The 17459-nt window shown below is 64.2% G+C and carries 17 protein-coding genes; 5 read left to right on the top strand and 12 right to left on the bottom strand.

Annotated elements, in window-relative coordinates:
• Window positions 1-3: 3 nt before the first annotated feature.
• From CEX87_RS05425 to CEX87_RS05380, 10 genes are read right to left on the bottom strand one after another with little or no spacing between them, the layout of a single operon-like run.
• The gene (locus CEX87_RS05425) at window positions 4-1503 is read right to left on the bottom strand and encodes an MCE family protein (RefSeq protein ID WP_067386629.1); all 1500 of its coding nucleotides are present in this window, start codon (window positions 1501-1503) and stop codon (window positions 4-6) included.
• Window positions 1487-2590, bottom strand: coding sequence for an MCE family protein (locus CEX87_RS05420; protein WP_067386894.1), 1104 nt, complete (start codon window positions 2588-2590; stop codon window positions 1487-1489). Before CEX87_RS05420 ends, CEX87_RS05425 begins: the two co-directional genes overlap by 17 nt.
• An 8-nt stretch (window positions 2591-2598) precedes the next feature.
• The gene (locus CEX87_RS05415) at window positions 2599-3627 is read right to left on the bottom strand and encodes an MCE family protein (protein WP_067386627.1); all 1029 of its coding nucleotides are present in this window, start codon (window positions 3625-3627) and stop codon (window positions 2599-2601) included.
• Window positions 3624-4823 carry an MCE family protein gene (locus tag CEX87_RS05410; protein ID WP_067386893.1) on the bottom strand — a complete coding sequence of 400 codons (1200 nt, stop codon included), beginning with the start codon at window positions 4821-4823 and terminating at the stop codon, window positions 3624-3626. The genes CEX87_RS05415 and CEX87_RS05410 overlap by 4 nt, the downstream gene beginning before the upstream one ends.
• Window positions 4824-4832: 9 nt before the next feature.
• Window positions 4833-5690: an MlaE family ABC transporter permease gene (locus CEX87_RS05405; protein ID WP_067386625.1), complete on the bottom strand. Its 858-nt coding sequence runs from the start codon at window positions 5688-5690 to the stop codon at window positions 4833-4835.
• Window positions 5691-5693: 3 nt separating this feature from the next.
• Complete coding sequence (locus CEX87_RS05400) at window positions 5694-6503, bottom strand: MlaE family ABC transporter permease (protein ID WP_067386623.1); 810 nt, start codon at window positions 6501-6503, stop codon at window positions 5694-5696.
• Entirely contained in the window at window positions 6490-7659 is a 1170-nt protein-coding gene (locus CEX87_RS05395; RefSeq protein WP_067386620.1) for a thiolase C-terminal domain-containing protein, read from the bottom strand. Before CEX87_RS05395 ends, CEX87_RS05400 begins: the two co-directional genes overlap by 14 nt.
• Window positions 7656-8831, bottom strand: coding sequence for an OB-fold domain-containing protein (locus CEX87_RS05390; protein ID WP_067386618.1), 1176 nt, complete (start codon window positions 8829-8831; stop codon window positions 7656-7658). Before CEX87_RS05390 ends, CEX87_RS05395 begins: the two co-directional genes overlap by 4 nt.
• 18 nt (window positions 8832-8849) lie before the next feature.
• Complete coding sequence (locus tag CEX87_RS05385; RefSeq protein ID WP_067386616.1) at window positions 8850-10058, bottom strand: CaiB/BaiF CoA transferase family protein; 1209 nt, start codon at window positions 10056-10058, stop codon at window positions 8850-8852.
• Window positions 10055-11560 (bottom strand): aldehyde dehydrogenase family protein, encoded by a 1506-nt coding sequence (locus CEX87_RS05380; RefSeq protein WP_067386891.1) that lies wholly within the window; start codon window positions 11558-11560, stop codon window positions 10055-10057. Before CEX87_RS05380 ends, CEX87_RS05385 begins: the two co-directional genes overlap by 4 nt.
• Window positions 11561-11849: 289 nt before the next feature.
• On the opposite strand from CEX87_RS05380, the gene CEX87_RS05375 reads away from it, so the two are divergent.
• From CEX87_RS05375 to CEX87_RS05355, 5 genes are read left to right on the top strand one after another with little or no spacing between them, the layout of a single operon-like run.
• On the top strand, window positions 11850-12548 hold the full coding sequence (locus CEX87_RS05375) for an SDR family NAD(P)-dependent oxidoreductase (protein ID WP_067386614.1): 699 nt from the start codon (window positions 11850-11852) through the stop codon (window positions 12546-12548).
• Window positions 12549-12579: 31 nt separating this feature from the next.
• Window positions 12580-13440, top strand: a complete 861-nt coding sequence (locus tag CEX87_RS05370; RefSeq protein ID WP_067386612.1) for a mycofactocin-coupled SDR family oxidoreductase — start codon at window positions 12580-12582, stop codon at window positions 13438-13440.
• A gap of 19 nt (window positions 13441-13459) precedes the next feature.
• Window positions 13460-13651 carry a ferredoxin gene (locus tag CEX87_RS05365; protein WP_067386609.1) on the top strand — a complete coding sequence of 64 codons (192 nt, stop codon included), beginning with the start codon at window positions 13460-13462 and terminating at the stop codon, window positions 13649-13651.
• 48 nt (window positions 13652-13699) lie between these two features.
• A complete protein-coding gene (locus CEX87_RS05360; RefSeq protein WP_067386889.1) occupies window positions 13700-15088 on the top strand; it encodes a cytochrome P450 in 1389 nt (462 codons plus the stop codon).
• 32 nt (window positions 15089-15120) lie between these two features.
• On the top strand, window positions 15121-15597 hold the full coding sequence (locus CEX87_RS05355) for a hypothetical protein (protein ID WP_369816248.1): 477 nt from the start codon (window positions 15121-15123) through the stop codon (window positions 15595-15597).
• Window positions 15598-15999: 402 nt separating this feature from the next.
• Here the strand turns inward: CEX87_RS05355 and CEX87_RS05350 are convergent, their stop codons facing one another.
• Together CEX87_RS05350 and CEX87_RS05345 are read right to left on the bottom strand one after the other, a co-directional pair.
• Complete coding sequence (locus tag CEX87_RS05350) at window positions 16000-16212, bottom strand: amidase family protein (RefSeq protein WP_067386607.1); 213 nt, start codon at window positions 16210-16212, stop codon at window positions 16000-16002.
• Window positions 16213-16250: 38 nt separating this feature from the next.
• Entirely contained in the window at window positions 16251-17459 is a 1209-nt protein-coding gene (locus CEX87_RS05345; protein ID WP_067386605.1) for a DUF1214 domain-containing protein, read from the bottom strand.

Genomic DNA, 17459 nt, shown 5'->3' with positions numbered 1-17459 from the left:
CAGTCATGGTTGTGTCCCCCCTTCTGCGGGCAGCAGCGGCGTACCAGGTGGCACGGGCGGCGGCGCCTGATCCGCGGGCACCGCAGGGGACTGCGGGAGGAGCATCCCATCCACCGTGGGAGGCGGTCCCGGAAGAACGGTGGGCGGCCCTGGAATCGGGGCACCCGGATACAACGCCGGGGACGGAATCGCGGGTACTTCTCCGCCCGGAGAATACAACCCCGGTGGGCCGGGCGGCTGACCCCAACCCGGGGGCGGTGGGATATCGCCGGCGCCGAGGTAGGCCGACACCGATGGGAAGGGCTCGGGCGGGTCGCCCGGCCCGGCGCCTCCCGGCGCAAGCTTCGGGTCGGTGTAGATGATGTTTTCTGGTTTGGGGGCAGGCCTGAGGTAGGCGTTTATGGGGAAAGGCAGGTTGTTGAAGTTGAGCAATCGCAGAACCGGCCCAAGATATTGCGCGCAGAGTTTCGCTGTTTCGGGGGCACTGGTGTTCTCGATGGCGCCGATGAGGCCGCAAATGAAGTACACCGGATTCGCGAAGTTGGACAAATTGAACGCGCCACTCACCCCCCCGGAGGGGGGGTAGTAGATGTTCCCGTAATTGGCGATCGCGTTCGGCGTGATATGGAGGACGTTTTCGATAGACATGTGATTGTCGACCAAGACCTGGGTAACATCGGCCAAGCTCTTGACTTGTTCCGACACCTGCTCGCGGCTGCCCGCGACGAAGCGCTGCACCTCGCCGAGTGCAACCGACAGGTCGGACAACGCCGCGTCGAGATCCGATCGGCTGTCGTTCACGACGCTGGTCAGACTGGCGAGACGGTCCTCGAACATCACGATCTGGTCTTTGCTGTCGCGAAGCGCGGTGACGAAGGTCTGCAGGTTCTTGATGATATCGACGATGTTGCCGCCACCTTCGGCGAAAATGCGTGCCGCGCCGGACAATTGAGCTAGCGTCTGCCGGAGCTTGTCGCCGTTGCCGTCCAGTGCGTTGGCGGCGCTGTCGATTGCCCTGGAGATGGACGTACCCGACACTCCAGTCTGCGGGCCCAACTCGGTCGCCAGGCGCATCAATTGATCTTTCACCTCATCCCACTCGACGGGGACTGCGGTTCGGTCGCTGGGGATCACCGCGCCGTCGTCCATGACCGGTCCGTCGCCCTTCCGGTACGCCGGCGTGAGCTGGACGTAACGCGCCGCGACCAGATTCTGGGCGACGATCACCGCCTTGGCGTCGGCTGGAACGGGCACGTCGTGATCGACCTTCAAGATCAGCTTGGTCTGCGTGCCTTCGGCCTGGATGGAGTCGATCTTGCCAACCTTGACACCCGATACGCGAACCTCATCGCCAGGGTAGATCGCTGTGGCAGTCGGGAAGTACGCGGTGATCGTGTTGGGCCCGAAGAAGATCTGACGGACCAGCACTACCGCGCCGACAACCAGCACGACGGCCAGCAGCACAGCGGTGGTGACCGCGAGTCGCTTACGGGTTGCCATCATTGGGCAGATCTCCTGGTTGCGGGATGCCGTTCACCGGGAAAGGCAGCTCGGCGCGTGGCCCGGCATTGTCTGGCGGCTGGCCCGCATCGACTCCGCGGCGGAACCCGAAGGCGTAGTCCAGGAACGGCTGCAGGATTTGTGCCGGTGAGATGTTGGGTATGAATGCGTTGTAATAAGCGCCGCTAGCCACAAGTTCGCCCTGCGTCAATTCGTACTTGGCCAGGCCGGGCAGAGCCTTCGAAATGTTGTCCCGGTTCTTGACCAACATCGCGTTGACCCTGTTGAGCTTCTCCAGCGTCGGCGCCAGCTCCTGCTCGTTGTCGGCTACCACACCGGTCAGCTGCTGCGACACCGCTGACGTGTTCGCGAGCAAGCTGACGATGGCCTGTCGCCGCTCGTTGAGTACTGCGAGCAGATCGTTGGCATTGAGGATGAGCGTGTTGACCTGCTGGCTGCGTTCGGACAGGATGCCGGTCACGTCGCCGGCGGTTCTCAGCAACTCGGCCAGACTCTCGTTGCGGTCATTGAGCGAGCGCGACAGCCGGGACAGGCCGTCGAATGTCGGGCCCAGCTCCGGTGAAATCTGGTCGAGCGTCGTCGCCAGAGTATCCAGTGACTGGTTCAGTGTGTCGGTATCGGTCGCAGCGGTATTCGCGGTGAGTTCACTGACGGCGTCGGTCAGGGAGTACGGCGACGACGTGCGCGTTACCGGAATCACCTGATGATGGTCCAGCGTGCCACTTCCCGAAGACTCCAGGGCCAGCACACGCTCGCCGAGCAGCGTCCCCGTGCGAATGTGCGCGGTGGTTTCCGAGCCGAGCGCCGCCGTGCCCGCGATGGTGAAACCGACGAGTGCGTCCCCGTTTTCGAGTTCGACCGAGGACACCGAGCCGACCTTGATACCCGACACCGTGACGTCGTTGCCCACGGCGAGACCGCCCGCCTCAAGGAACAGGGCCTGATACTTGATGGCGGTCGCGTACTGCAGCAGTCGTTCCGGCTGAAGGCCTGCGACGATGACCAGAATCATCAGGGTGACGCCGATGACGCCCGCTTTGATGAGTTGCGAACCGCGGTATCTGTCCATGAGTGCCATTAGTTCTCCGCACACCTCCCCGTCTCTTGCTTGACCCAGGGGAACACCACGGTGCGGCCGGTCAGGTCGGTGGCTCGGAAGGTGATACCGCAGATGTAGTAGGGGAAGAACGAACCGTAGGCACCGATCCGCGCCAGTTTTCGGTAGAGCTCGGGCAGGCGCTGCAGGGTAGCGTCGAAATAATCCCTATACTTGCCGTCCAGCAGTGGCGCCAGCCTCGTCAACTGGTCGACGGAGCCGGCCAGCGGTGGGCGCGCCCGACCGAGCAAGTCGGCCAGCGAGGCGGTGCCGTTGTCGAGGGATGTGATGGCCTCCCCGATCGGATCGCGGTCGGCCGACAGGCCACTGACAAGTCGCTCGAGGCGGTCGATCGCACCGGAGAATTCATCGCCGTCTTTGGACAGCGTATCCAGCAGCGTACGCAGGTCATCGATCAACTCCTCGATGACCTGGCTGTTGTCGGCCAACGAGTTTGAGAAGGACGATGTCTTCGAGAACAGCGATTCGAGGGTTCCTCCCTGGCCCTGCAGGATCTGGATCAGCGAAGAGGTGAGAGCGTTCACGTCTTGCGGATTGAGGCCTTGAATCACAGGTTTGAGCCCGCCGAGTAGGAGATCGAGGTCCAAGGCGGGTGCCGTGCGATCCGCGGGTATCTGCGAGCCGGCAGCCAGTATTTTCGTCGATCCCGGGCTGTCGGCGAGTTCGAGGAAGCGATCGCCGGTCAGGTTGAGGTAGCGAATTTGAGCCTTGGTCGCCGTGGTCAGCACGATGTCGCGATCTGCGTCGAATTCGACGAGCACATTGCGGTCCGACTGCAGCGACACCGCTTTCACCGTCCCGACCCGGATGCCCGCAACACGCACGGTGTCACCAGTCTTGAGTCGCGAAGCGTCCGTGAAGATCGCCGAGTATCCGTTCGTCGACCCGGTCCTCATATTGCTGAAGATCAGGAACAGGAAAGCAGTCAGGACGGCCATCACGAGCGCGAACGCGGTGAATTTGATGAGTGTGCCTGTCGGGCGGGTCATCCTGGCATTCCGATCTGTGCAGAGTTCCGCGGTGGGCCAGGAATCGGCCCGAAGAGCCAGTCCTTGAGTCCCGCGGAGTTTAGCAGGATGCCCTGATTGCCGTACTGGAATGGGTTAGCGCCGACATCAGCGACGACCGCAGGCACCCGGAACTCAGGGGGAACATTTGGCAGACCCAATTCCTTGCAGTAAGGCCGGCCCTTGGCGGCGACTTTCGGCAGGTCCTGCGGATAACGGTATCGTTCGGTACCGAGCGTAAGGCCGGCAGATACCACCACGGCGCTGTTGTTACCCGGAAGTGGCGGCGAATTCGCCTGCACGGCAAGCCCGCCGATAGAGCACGTCAGCGACTCGTGATACCGGTTCAACACGTCGGTGGTGGGCACGAGCAGACGCAATGTTTCGGCCAGCGCCGGTTCGTTGCCGCCGATCACCTCGTTTCCGATGTCCGCCAGACCGATGGAGCTGACCAGGAACTGGTCGAGTTCCTGCTGCTGGTCGACGATGGTATTGCTGATCTGCGTGGCGCTGCGGACGGTGCTGACGAGGTCGGGCGCCGCGTCGGCATACGCACTGAACATCGGTGCCGCGACTTCGAGGTCTCGGCTGAGATTCGGCAGGCTCGGTTCGATCTTGGCGAGAAATGCGTTGAAGTCGGTCAGCGTCTTGCCGAATTTATCACCCCTGCCGTTGAACGCCTTGGCGATCGCTCCCAGGGTCTGATTGAGCTTGGCGGGGTCAATCTTGTCCAGCACCTGCACCAACTGCTGGAACACGGTGTTGATCTCGACCATGACGTGCTCGCTCTGAATCACCTGTCCCGGACGCAGCGGCTGCGGTGAAGGGTTGTCCGGGGAAACCATGTCGACAGACTTGGCGCCGAACACGGTTGACGATGCGATGTCGACCTTTACGTTCGACGGGATGAGATGCAGCTGCGACGGATCCATCGCGAGGTGGAGCGCTGCCGTGCCGTCGGACCGGTACTCGATCGATTCGACCTTGCCGACCTGCACGCCACGCATCTTGACCTTGGCATCGTTGTTCATCACCAAACCGGCCCGATTCGAGATGACCGTCAGGGGTTCGGTCTTGGTGAAGCTGCCCTGAAAAAGACCGATGGCCAGGGCGATGATCAAACCGAGGGCGACTATCAGCGCCAGGCCTGTAAGCGGGCGAACCGCACTACTCTTCATCAGCGCCACCTATCCCGACAAGTTGAAGTTGCCGTTGGAACCATAAATGGACAGCGACACCAACAGGGTGACCGAGACGACCACGACCAAGGAGGTGCGCACCGCGTTGCCAACAGCGACGCCCACGCCTGACGGTCCCCCGGATGCGAAGTATCCGAAATACGTATGCACCAACAAGATCGTGATCGCCATCAGGATCGCCTGGAGGAACGACCAGAGTAGGTCTATCGGATTGAGAAAGGTGTCGAAATAGTGGTCGTATAGGCCGCCCGACTGTCCGAACAACACCACCGTCGTGAATTGGGAAGCCAGGAACGACAACACCACGGCGATCGAGTACAGCGGGGTGATTGCGATCATGCCGGCGACGATCCGGGTGGAAACTAGGTATTCCACCGGACGGATCGCCATGGACTCGAGCGCGTCGATTTCCTCGTTGATGCGCATCGCGCCCAGCTGCGCTGTCACACCGGCCCCGAAGGTGGCGGCCAACCCGATGCCGGCCACCACCGGGGCAGAGATGCGGACGTTGATGAACGCCGCCAAAAATCCGGTCAGGGCTTCTATGCCGATGTCCCCCAGAGAGCTGTACCCCTGAACAGCGAGCGTTCCACCGGCCGCCAGGGTCAAGAATCCGACGATGGCCACCGTGCCGCCGATCATTGCCAATGTCCCTGCGCCCATAGAGATCTCGGCGATCAGCCGGACGATCTCCCGGCGGAAGTGCACGGTCGCATGGGGCACACCGGCTAGGGCCCGCAGATAGAACAACAAGTGATCGCCGATGTTGCCCAGCACGTCGATCGGCTTCTGGATCGCCCGGGTCAGCCGCGGGAAGTTATTCTGAAGTGCTGTTCGTGTCCCCATCGCTCAGTCCTGCGTCATCTGGATACCAATGGCCGTCACGACCACATTGATCACGAACAGTGCCATGAACGCATACACCACAGTCTCGTTGACGGCGTTGCCCACCGCTTTCGCGCCACCACCGGAAACGTTGAGTCCGCGGTAGCAGGCCACCAATCCCGCTATCAACCCGAACAGCAAGGCCTTCACACAGGAGATGATCACCTCGGGCACACCGGTCAGCAGGGTGATGCCCGCAGCGAACGCGCCCGGATTCACGTCCTGAATGAACACCGAAAACGTATAGCCGCCGAGAATCCCGATGATGACTACCAGACTGTTCAGCAGGAGCGCCACCAGTCCCGAGGCGAGCATCCGAGGAGTCACGAGACGTTGCACTGGGTCTATGCCCAGCACTTCCATGGCATCGATCTCTTCACGGATTGTGCGCGAACCCAGATCCGCACACATGGCCGTGGCACCCGCGCCTGCCACGATGAGCACGGTCACCAGCGGACCGACCTGGGTCACGGCGCCGAATGCCGCACCGGCACCGCTCAAGTCGGCTGCACCCAATTCGCGAAGCAAGATATTGAGGGTGAAAGACACAAGAACGGTGAACGGTATCGCCACCAACAACGTCGGTGCCAACGATACCTTCACCACAAACCACGACTGCTCCAGGAACTCGCGCCACTGAAACGGCCGCCGAAAGACGTTTCGTACCGCGTCCTTCGCCATTGCGAACAATCCGCCGACGGCCTCCATCGGCTTGGAACCCCGCCCTAGCGATATGCCGGTCGACCATCGTTCCGCTCCGCTACCGCGCGCCATTGACTGATCCCTCCAGGATCGTGACGGCGGAAACCGCCGTCGGTCCACCGATATTGTGGGCTAGTCCGATCCGAGCACCGTCAACCTGATTGACGGCTTCACCGCGAAGCTGGTCGAACAGTTCCACACACTGTGCCACACCCGTTGCGCCGGGCGGGTGACCCTTGGCCTTGAGCCCCCCACTGGGGTTCACCGGCAAACCTCCGCCGATAGTCGTAACCTCCGCTTCGACGAGTTTGTGGCCCCCGCGCCGTTCGGCGAATCCTAGATCTTCATAGCTGATCAGCTCGATTCCCGTGAAGAAATCGTGAACTTCAGCAACATCCACATCGCTAGAAACAAGACCGGCCATCCCAAAAGCCTGTTTGGCGGCACGCGTCGTCGCGGGGAATGTTGTCATGTCGCCCTTGTGTTGGTGCATCACTGAGTCGAGGCCGAGGCCGACGCCGCGGACCCAGACCGGACGGTTCGTGAACCGGTCGACGACGTCTTCTGCCGCGAGTACGAGGGCGGCCGCGCCATCACTCTGCGGCGCACAGTCGTAGACACCGAATGGCGTGACAACGATCGGCGCTTCCAGTGCCTGCTCCATCGTGATCTCGAACCGCAGTCGAGCCTTGGGGTTTTTGACGCCGTGGCGGTGATTTTTCACCGCCACCATCGCCAGGTGTTCGCGGGTCGCGGGCGACTCGTGCAGGTACCGACGGACGTGCAGCGCGAACCCGGCGGGCGAGACCACCCCGAGCGGGTAATCCCACGCCATGTCGCGGGCCATCGCCTCCCATTTCCACAGCATGTCGCGCGACGTGGTGTCGCGCAGCTTGTCGGCGCCCATCACCAACGCGACGTCGAAGGCCCCCGAGGCGATGCCAAACAACGCGTTGCGTATCGCATCGTTGCCTGTGGCACAGGAGTTCTCGATGCGAGTGACGGGCAGGTCCGGCAGCCCGAGGCTGTCGGCCAGGATGCCCGCCGGGAACCCGTCGGCGGTACCCATCGCGCCGAACCAGGCACCCTGCAGATCCGACTTCTTCAACCCCTTGTCCACGCTGGCCGCGCACTCGGAGAACGCCATCGGCAGCAGGTCTTTCAACCCCAGCGCGAAATGTTCGCCGAACGCGGTCATTCCGGCGCCGACGATGGCCACACGTCTCATGCCGCCACCGCTTCCGGCTCGAACATGTAGCCGTAGTCCGGGACACCGGACCGCACCGCGACCCTGCGCAGCGCCAGCCGCCCGCGGGTGCCGATGTCCACCGATCCCGGCTCGGCACCGGTGACCTTCACCAGTGCGCGCACCCCGACGCCGTCGAGCTCGACGATCACCAGCGAGTACGGCGAACGCAGGCCCGGCACCGGAATGTTCACCGTCGTCTCGGTGTACACCGTTGCGGTGCGCGGCAACGGAATGAGTTCATATCCGGTCGACAGCGTGCCGTCCTCGGCCACCCGGTATCGGGGCGGGAAGTCCAGTTCGTCGGAATCGGTGAAACGGCCTGCCTCCCAACGCACTTTGGCTTCGAAGGCACGTTCGTAGGCCGCCAGGGAGATGGGAATCTCGGCATCGCCGACGACCGTCCCCTCGGGTAGTGGACGGGGCGCCGGCTCGCGCCGGTGCAGCTCGGCGACACCGCCGATGACCGTGATACCCGACAGGCTGGCCTGCTCGACGGCTACCAGGGGTCCGGTGGTTGCCCGCCCGGCCATCCCGGCCAGTGCGAACAACCCCGAGCTTGCGCCGATGGTCGGCAACGGGAGCGGGTCGCCGAGGGTGAGTTCGCTTGCGCGAGCGTGATCCACCCCGGCCACGGCGGCCGGGGTATCGAGCCACGCCGCTTCCAACGAGGCGATCAGTCCTCGCTCGTGCAGCAGCCGGGGATCGCCGTAGTCGTGCACGTCGCCGGTGGCCTTGCGCGTGCGCACCGGCAGGCTCCGCGCCACCCGCGCCGCCGTCCGGACCTGCAGTCCACGTTCGGCGGTCAGGATCGCGGCCGCGCCCGCGGGTTCCAGATCGGTCCCGATGATCAGCGTTCGCGGCCTGGCCGAGCTGACCGCGTCGAGTGTCGCGGGTGCCCCGCCGAGCCGCTCGTCGACCTCGAGTTCCGGATCGAGCCCGAGACCGGCGAGCAGCACCGCGGCGTTACTACTGTCGAGCAGCGGCAGGTCCCGACTGACCAGCACGACGCGTTCCACCGCGCCGCTGGCGATCAGTGCCGCGCGGCCCGCCTCCACGGCAAGGGTGACGGCGTCCTCGTCATCGCCGGGCACGCGGTGCTGGGGGTCCCCCCAGCACGGCAGGTACGTACCGATGGACGCGACGTAGGGCATCGGGACTCTCTTCCGAACCTAGGTGGCGGCGCCGGCCGTCTTGAGCTCGATGATGCGGTCCCAATCCAAGCCGATTTCCAGCAATATCTCGTCAGTTTGCTCAGCGAAGCCCGGAGCGGGACCGGTTTGGGGTGCCGTGACATCGAATTGCACCGGGTTCGCGACCAACTCGAGTTCCCCGGCCTGCACCATGTACTCGTTGGCGCGGATCTGCGCGTCCTCAGCGGCCTGAAGGGTGTCCTGCACCGGCGCCCATGGACCCAACAGCGTCGAGAACCGCTCATTCCATTCGGCGAGCGGTCGCTTGGACATCGCTTCCTTGAGAATTTCCGCGGCGGCCTCGGTGTTCTCGGCGATCGACTCCACGGTCGCGAACCGGGGATCGTCGGCGAGGTCGTCAAGGTCCATGTGCTTGCAGACGTCCGCCCAGAACTTGGTCGGTTGCATCATCACGAACGAGATGTAGCGATCGTCGGCCGTCGGATACAGCCCGACGAGCGGATTGATCGGTGAGCCGTGCACGCCGGGCGGAAACGCCTCCATCCGCTGGCCGAGGTGTCTGGTCAGCGCGACGGTGTGGCCCAACGACCACAGACCACTGCCGAGCAGCGACACGTCGACCACCGGTGCCTCGCCGGTGCGCTCGCGCTTGAGCAGCGCCGCGGCGATCCCGCCTGCCAGGTTCGTGCCGGAGATGGTGTCGCCGTAGGCCGGCCCGGGCGGTCCGACCATCCCGGGCGTACCGGGCGGGGTGATGGTGGCTGCGGTCCCCGCGCGGCACCAGAACGCGGTCATGTCATAGCCGCCCTTGACCGACTCCTCGCCCCGCGGCCCCAACGCACTGCCCCGGGCGTAGACGATGTTCGGGTTCACCGCACGGATGTCGTCGACATCGATGCCGAATTTCTGGCGGTGGCCCGGCAGGAAACTGGTCAGGAAGACGTCGGCGCGGCGGGCCAGTTCCAGCAGCACCTCTTTGCCCTCGGGGACCGACATGTCCAGGCCGATGCTGCGTTTGCCGCGGTTCGCGTGCTCGATGTTCGGGTTGGGGTCGCCCTCGACGCGCAACAAGCCCGTTTGACGCAGCCCACGCTGCGGATCACCGGTGACCGCGTGCTCGACCTTGATCACATCGGCGCCCCACTCGCGCAGCACGGCACCCGCCGAGGGAACGAACCCGTACATCGCGACCTCGAGGACCCGGATACCGTCCAGCGGCCTGCTCATGCTGACTCCTCCGTGACAACCGTCGCGTAGGTCTTCGACTCGAGGAACTCCTCGAGACCGGCGGTGCCCATCTCACGACCGATGCCCGACTGCTTGTATCCGCCGAACGGGCTGTCCGGGCTGAAGTAGTTGCCGCCGTTGATGGAGAACGTGCCCGTGCGGATTCGCCGGGCGACGGCCAGGGCGCGCTCCTGGCTTCCGAACACCGCCCCGGAGAGCCCGTAGATGGAGTTGTTGGCGATCCTCACCGCATCGTCATCGTCGTCGTAGGCGATCACCACGAGCACCGGGCCGAACACCTCCTCCTGGGCGATCTCGCTGTCTGGGTCAACGCCGGTCAACAGCGTCGGCGTATAGAAGTAGCCGGGGTCTACCTTCTCGCCGCCGGTGACCAGCGTGGCGCCGGCCTCAACGGCGCGCTTCACCATGCCGTCGACCTTGTCGCGCTGCCTCTCGCTGATCAGCGGTCCCATGTACGTGCCGGGATCGGCGGGGTCGCCGTACCGCACCAGGCCGAAGTTGTTCTTGACCATCTCGACGATCTCGTCGTGGTGTGCGCGGGGCACCAGCAGCCGCGACGTCAGCGCACACCCCTGGCCGGCGTGCGTGACCATGCTGAACGCACTGAACAGTGCCGCGGTACCGAAGTCGGCGTCGTCGACGACGATCGCCGCCGACTTACCGCCCAACTCTAGGAAAACCTTCTTCAACGTGTCGCTGGCGGCAGCCATGATCCGCCGTCCCGTGGGGGTCGAACCGGTGAAGGTCACCATGTCGACGTCGGAACTGGTGGTCATCGCGGCGCCAACCTCGGGATCGGCTCCGCTGAGCACGTTGACGACCCCGGCCGGGATATCGGTGTGCAGCGCGATCAACTCACCGAGTGCGAGCGTGACCAGCGGGGTGTCCGGTGCCGACTTGAGGACCACCGTGCACCCGGCGGCCAGCGCCGGCGCGAGCTTCGCCAGCGCCAACTGGTTCGGGTAGTTGTAGGCGATGATGGCCGCGACCACCCCGCCGGCCTCCTTCTCCACCCAGCGGTGGTGCTGCTTCCCCCGGGCCTCGATGTTCCCGAGATCCTCGGTCATCGGATAGGTCTTCAGCAGCTCGGCGTAATAACGGACGATCTCGATCGGCTGGTCGAGCTGCGCCCCTTGGCACAAGGCCTCGGTGGCGCCGACCTCGGCGATGGTCAGCGCGGCCAGCTCATCGCGGTGGTCGACCAGTGCGCGGTGGAATTGTTCGAGGCAGCGGATGCGCAACTCGGTGTTGGTCGACCAGGTGGTCTGGTCGAACGCCCGGCGCGCGGCCGCGACCGCCGCTTCGGCATCGGCGACCGTGGCATCCGGCGCATAACCGAGCACGTCGCCGGTCGCTGGATTGACGGAAGGAAACGAACGAGAGGTCTCGAGCAGCTCGCCGCCGATCAGCAACCGCCGCTGCACACCGTGTGTCGGAGTTTCGGTTGCGGCTGGCTCCGAGATGGTGGTCGCTTCCTGCATCATCCTCCTCAGCAATGGTTGCCGTGGTCGCTAGTGATGGAAACTTCATTCTCATCACCGGCGAATCATACATTCGCCAAGGGAGAACTCAAGAAAATGGTGAGGACTTCGACTGCCTGGGGATTGCGGTGCGACACTCATCCGTCGAACGTCTCACCACTGCGAACAGCGGAGCCTTTGCGTCTTGCTAGAGTGCAGTACGCGAGAGTACGGTTCTCATAATCGGAAGGACGATTCTTGATAGCGCCGCGCCAGCGAGGAGCGACATGACGAAGGCCAACGCGAGGGCATGAAGAACGCCGTCGTGACCGGGGGTGGTTCCGGCATCGGATTGGCCGTCGCGCACCGCTTGCGCGCCGACGGCATTCATGTGGCCACACTCGACATCAACCCGTCGGACGCCGAGTTCGCCTTCACCGCCGACGTGACCGACCGGGCTCAGGTCGAGGATGCGCTGAACGCGATCCGCGCTCAACTCGGTCCGGTGACGGTTCTGGTGAACGCGGCCGGTCTGGAGAAGTTCAAGCGGTTCACCGACTTGAAGTTCGAGGACTGGCAGCGCGTCATCGACGTCAACCTCAACGGCGTCTTCCACTGCGTTCAGGCGGTGCTGCCTGACATGGTCGAGGCGGGTTGGGGCCGCATCGTGAACATCTCGTCGTCGAGTACGCATTCCGGCCAGCCGTTCATGTCGGCGTACGTCGCCGCGAAGTCGGCTGTCAACGGGCTGACCAAGTCCCTTGCTCTGGAGTACGGCCCGAGCGGTATCACCGTCAACGCCGTTCCTCCGGGGTTCATCGACACCCCGATGCTGCGTAAATCCGAGGAGCGCGGCTATCTGGTGGTGCAGAAGAACATCGACTCGACACCGGTGCGCAGGATCGGCAGGCCCGAGGACATCGCGGCCGCGTGCGCGTTCTTGGTGTCCGAGGAGGCCGGTTACATCACCGGACAGATCTTGGGCGTCAACGGCGGCCGGAACACGTAACAGAGCCAGGTATAGAGGAAAGGGATCTCCAGTGGGACGCGTACAGGGAAAGGTCGCATTCGTCACAGGCGCGGCACGGGGGCAGGGTCGCAGCCACGCGGTTCGGCTGGCCGAAGAAGGCGCCGACGTCATCGCCGTCGACTTTTGCGAGGACATCTCGACGATCGGCTACCCGATGGCCACTCCGGAGGACCTCGAGGAAACCGCCGCACTGATCGAGAAGACCGGTCGGCGGGCCGTAACCGCGAAGGCGGATGTGCGGGAAGCGACCCAGCTCAAGACCGCGTTGGAGGACGGTATCGCCCAGCTCGGCGGACTGGACATCGTCGTTGCGCAGGCGGGGGTGGCCGGTATGAAAGGCCAGCCGCCGCTGCAGGCCTGGATCGACGTCATCAACACCAACCTGATCGGGACCATCAACGCCATCCAGGTCTCGCTGCTGCACCTCAAGGAGGGCGCCTCAATCATCGCGACGGGCTCCACCGCGGCGCTGATGGACACCCACCAAAAGAACGACCCCGGCAACGATCCCGGCGGCATGGCCTATGTGCACTCCAAGCGCGCGCTGTCGGCCTACGTCCACGACCTTGCCACCGAGCTTGCGCCACGCGGGATCCGGGCCAACGTGGTGCATCCCACCAACTGCAACACCAACATGCTGCAGAGCGAGCCGATGTACAAGTCGTTCCGGCCCGATCTGGAGAAGCCCGAACTCAAGGACGCCGAGCCGGTGTTCTACGTCCAGCAGGCCATGAAGGTGCCGTGGGTCGAACCCGAGGACATCAGCAACGCGGTGCTGTGGCTGGCCTCCGACGAGGCGCGCTTCGTCACCGGTGCGCAGCTGCGCGTCGACGCCGGCGGCTACCTCAAGTGGTACGACTACCACAACTGAGCCGAAAGGAGACTTGCCAGTGAGGGTTTCAGTAGATGGCACACGCTGCCAGGGCCACACCCTGTGCTCGATGATCGCGCCCGACATGTTCGTGCTCGACGACGTCGACGGCCATGCCTCACCGGTCACCGAAGAGGTGCCGGCCGACCAGGAGGAGCTGGTCAAAGAAGCCGCCCACTCGTGTCCGGAACAGGCCATCGTCATCGAATGACGTCGGCACCCAGGCCGACAAGGAAGCAATAGGAGACATGCGTTGCCTATCGAAAGCGATGAGCCGCTCGCGCGAAGAGCCGATGAGAGTGTCGCGACCGACGACGACCGCAAGAAGAACAGGTACCACTTCGACCGGCACACACCGGAATACCGGCTGCAGTTCGAGAAGATCACCGAGGAGATGCAGTCCCGGTGCCCGATAGCGTGGACGGACACCTACAACGGGCACTGGGTGGCCGCCGACAGCAAGCACGTGTTCGAACTCGCGCGCTGTCCGGCGGTCTCCAATCATCACGACCTGACCGGCGAGACACCATATCAGGGCATCACAATCCCGAAGGCGCAAAGGGCCACGGTGGTCCGCGGCGGCATCTTGGAGATGGACGAGCCTGAACACAGCATTTACCGCGGAGTGCTGAACCCCTATCTCTCCCCCGCGGCGGTCAAGCGCTGGAAACCGTTCGTCGACGAGATCGTACGCGCGGCGCTCGATGAGAAGATCGAGTCGGGCCGCATCGACTTCGTCGACGACCTGGCCAACATCGTGCCCGCGGTCCTCACGCTGGCGATGATGGGCATAGAGCTCAAGAAGTGGCCGGTCTACAGCGAGCCGGCGCACCTGTCGGTGTCCACCCCGGAGCACTCACCCGACGCCGCCCGCGTCGCCGAGATGAACCGGCAGATGGGTATCGACATGATCAACACCATGATGGAGGTGCGGGAGAGCCCGCGGCCGGGACTGGTGAACGCGCTGCTGCAACTTCGCATCGACGGCGAACCGGCACCCGATCTGGAGATCCTGGGCAACCTCGGGCTGATCATCGGCGGCGGGTTCGACACCACGACGGCGCTGACCGCGCACTCGCTCGAGTGGCTCTCCGACCATCCCGACCAGCGCGAACTGCTCAGCCGCGAGCGGGCCACCCTGCTCGATGCCGCCACCGAAGAGTTCCTGCGCTACTTCACTCCGGCTCCCGGAGACGGTCGCACCTTCTCAGACGACGTAGTGGTCGAGGGCATCCGGTTCAAGGAGGGCGAGCGGCTCTGGATCTCCTGGGCCATGGCCAACCGCGACCCGTCGGTGTTCGAGAAGCCCAACGAGGTGGTGCTCGATCGAAAAGGCAACCGGCACTTCAGCTTCGGTATCGGCGTGCATCGCTGCGTGGGTTCAAACGTCGCGCGCACCGTTTTCAAGTCGATGGTCACCGCCGTTCTCGACCGGATGCCCGACTACGTCTGCGATCCCGAAGGCACCGAACACTACGAGACCATCGGGGTCATCCAGGGCATGAAACACCTGCCGGCGACCTTCACCCCGAGCAAGCCGCTCGGTCCGGGACTGGACCAGACGCTGGAGAAGTTGCAGCGAATCTGCGACGAGCAGGAGCTAGCGAGGCCGATCACCGAGCGCAAAGAGGCTGCCGTCATCGACTGATTAGCATATCCGACGACCGCAGAGGTGATTGGATGTGCAGCGGGTACGGGGTACTGGGAGGACCGACGTTGAAGCGCTTCAATCTTCTAATTGCTGCCGCCGGCCTGATGGTCGTCGCGAGTTTCGTCGCACCGCCGCCGGCCCAAGCCAAAATGCTCGTCGGGAACTATGACGTGCTGTCTAACAGGTACGAGCGGGCCTCGTGGGTGTGGTTCATTTCGAATTGCCAACCTCCGGACGACAACTGTCTGGACATCAGCGCCATACCGCGGCTGAAGTTCTATGCCTATTACGACGGTGATGCACACCTCAACAACGGTCGGTATACGTTGACGGTCGACGTTCCAGACGGACTGCAGTGCCTGCCCGGTTACGCCATGCCGACGCATGAGACGTGGACTTGGGACGAGGTGTCGCTAGCCGGCACCATCGAGTCACGCTACGACGTGGGGTGTTTCAACGGCCCGCCGGGCGTTCAGTTCTGGACGTTCGCGCTGCAGCGACTCTGACTTTCTGCGCGAGTAGACGCAAAAGCCCCTCTTTCAAGGCGTGTCGGGGCCATATGCGTCTGCTGACTGAGTGATTCGCCCCGGCGCCTCGCGGTTAACGCAGCCCCAGGATCCGGCAGGAATCCATCCCGCAATACCGCTACCGAGTTCGAGGCCGTGAGGCCGCCAGCCAGGGCAGCGGCCGCCCCACCCGGCGACCCCGGTCGACCGCGAAGTGTCGACGGGTTGTTGATGAGCCGAAGATCGGATTGTCAATCTGCCAATCGGTCGCCATGCCTTACCAATAATGATTGCGCCCGCGGCGCATAGGCCGCCGACCGCGTCGGCGGCGAGTTCTGCACCCCCGCGGGGCGGCACGCCGCAGGTCGTGGATACCTGCTGTCTCGAATGAATCCTTGACCGTCACAGGGATTCGTGCAGCGGCCCGACCGCCTCGTCGCAGGCGACTGCCGCATCTGCGGCGTCGGCCGAGTGGCGGGCACCGTCGACGTCGAGCGTCACGACGGCCTTCAGCGGTGGGTTCAGCCGCGCGATGCGGTCCAGATACAGGTCCAGCAGTTCGCGATTGGAGAAGTCACGACGACGGATAGCCCCGCCAGCCGATGTGCCAGCCACAGCGCGCCGTCAGCCGTCGTATTCCAACGGTAGTGGCTTCAGCAGCCGTAGCGCTGTCGTACTCCCCGGAAACGCTCCCACATCCGCGCGGTGCGCTCGGCCGGCGTGACCGTCGCGGTGTCCGGCGGCAGCACCGTCGCGAGCTCGGTGCGCTTGACCAATCGGGTGTGCAGTTGCACCGGTGCACCCTCTAGCATGTGCCGGTACGTCACGTTGCCGCGCTCGAACCCCTGGGTGTCCATCCAGTTGTGGTAGCCCGGATCGTCATGGCACAGCACGATGCGGATCTTGCCGTCGGCGTCGACGGCCGTTCGACTCGGCGTGTAGCTCACCGGCCGGTACAGGAAATCCATGCTGGTGAAAAAGGCGCCCATGTTGGTCAGCATCCACAGCCCCTCATGCGCGTCGAACTCGAGGATCAGCGCATCGTCGGCAGCCAGCTCCCAATGCATGTTGACTGCGGCACGGCCGCGTTTCGCGTCGGCGCCCGTCGCGTCGATGTCCGGGAACCGGTTCGACCGATCGGCATCGACACCGCCATGGGCGAACGGGAACTCGGGCCAGTCGTCCATCATCGCGGTGAGGAATTGACCCGCCCAGTCGATCGCTGCGGTCATCACCGCAGTGCCCGGCAGTGGCTTGGGCGCGTTCATGTCGACGCGTTCGATCCACATCCGCGCCGGCCTCTCATCCCACGAGTCGAAGCCTTGACGGATGAACAGTTTGCGCGAACCGGGTGTGGTGGGCAGCCAGTTGCGGTCGCGTGGCGGGCCGCCGATGTGGATTTCGAAGGTGCCGTCGGAGGCCGTCTCCAGTTGATGGTCAAGCAGATTCACCTCCGGTACATCACCGAAGGGTTCGTGTAACACCCCAGGACGGTCCGGCCGCGGCCCCTGCACCGTGATGTTGAAGAACCGGGCCGTGCCGCGCTCTCCGGTGATCCGGTACGTCGATTGCCCGTCGATCCAGGCTTGCTGATAGGTGAAGTCCGCGCAGTCACCACCCAGCTTCCGCGTCGGGTGACAGAAGGTGTGCAGCAGCGGGTAACGCGTGTCGCGGGTTTCCAGCGCGAGATCGAAGGCCTGCCCGAGGTTTTGGGTGAGGAACCGGAACCCGTCGACACGATGTGCCGCCGACGCGGGGTTGTGGTCCTTGAAGACGCGCTCGCCGGCCGTCTTCAGCCGATCGCAGAACTCGTCCCACGCCGCCTTCAGCGTGGCGTCGTCCGCGCCATCTCCGAACGCCAT

The organism is Mycobacterium lehmannii, assembly GCF_002245535.1.
Lineage (GTDB): Bacteria > Actinomycetota > Actinomycetes > Mycobacteriales > Mycobacteriaceae > Mycobacterium > Mycobacterium lehmannii.
This window is presented reverse-complemented; position numbering and strand designations above follow the sequence as displayed.

What these genes read in the sequence shown, in the direction of transcription:
- CEX87_RS05405 (WP_067386625.1), bottom strand. Translation starts at nt 5,690, where the DNA reads ATGGGGACACGAACAGCACTTCAGAATAACTTCCCGCGGCTGACCCGG.
- CEX87_RS05395 (WP_067386620.1), bottom strand. Translation starts at nt 7,659, where the DNA reads ATGAGACGTGTGGCCATCGTCGGCGCCGGAATGACCGCGTTCGGCGAA.
- CEX87_RS05375 (WP_067386614.1), top strand. Translation starts at nt 11,850, where the DNA reads ATGAAGAACGCCGTCGTGACCGGGGGTGGTTCCGGCATCGGATTGGCC.
- CEX87_RS05345 (WP_067386605.1), bottom strand. Translation starts at nt 17,459, where the DNA reads ATGGCGTTCGGAGATGGCGCGGACGACGCCACGCTGAAGGCGGCGTGG.
- CEX87_RS05380 (WP_067386891.1), bottom strand. Translation starts at nt 11,560, where the DNA reads ATGCAGGAAGCGACCACCATCTCGGAGCCAGCCGCAACCGAAACTCCG.
- CEX87_RS05420 (WP_067386894.1), bottom strand. Translation starts at nt 2,590, where the DNA reads ATGGACAGATACCGCGGTTCGCAACTCATCAAAGCGGGCGTCATCGGC.
- CEX87_RS05415 (WP_067386627.1), bottom strand. Translation starts at nt 3,627, where the DNA reads ATGACCCGCCCGACAGGCACACTCATCAAATTCACCGCGTTCGCGCTC.
- CEX87_RS05425 (WP_067386629.1), bottom strand. Translation starts at nt 1,503, where the DNA reads ATGATGGCAACCCGTAAGCGACTCGCGGTCACCACCGCTGTGCTGCTG.
- CEX87_RS05390 (WP_067386618.1), bottom strand. Translation starts at nt 8,831, where the DNA reads ATGCCCTACGTCGCGTCCATCGGTACGTACCTGCCGTGCTGGGGGGAC.
- CEX87_RS05355 (WP_369816248.1), top strand. Translation starts at nt 15,121, where the DNA reads ATGTGCAGCGGGTACGGGGTACTGGGAGGACCGACGTTGAAGCGCTTC.
- CEX87_RS05410 (WP_067386893.1), bottom strand. Translation starts at nt 4,823, where the DNA reads ATGAAGAGTAGTGCGGTTCGCCCGCTTACAGGCCTGGCGCTGATAGTC.
- CEX87_RS05400 (WP_067386623.1), bottom strand. Translation starts at nt 6,503, where the DNA reads ATGGCGCGCGGTAGCGGAGCGGAACGATGGTCGACCGGCATATCGCTA.
- CEX87_RS05385 (WP_067386616.1), bottom strand. Translation starts at nt 10,058, where the DNA reads ATGAGCAGGCCGCTGGACGGTATCCGGGTCCTCGAGGTCGCGATGTAC.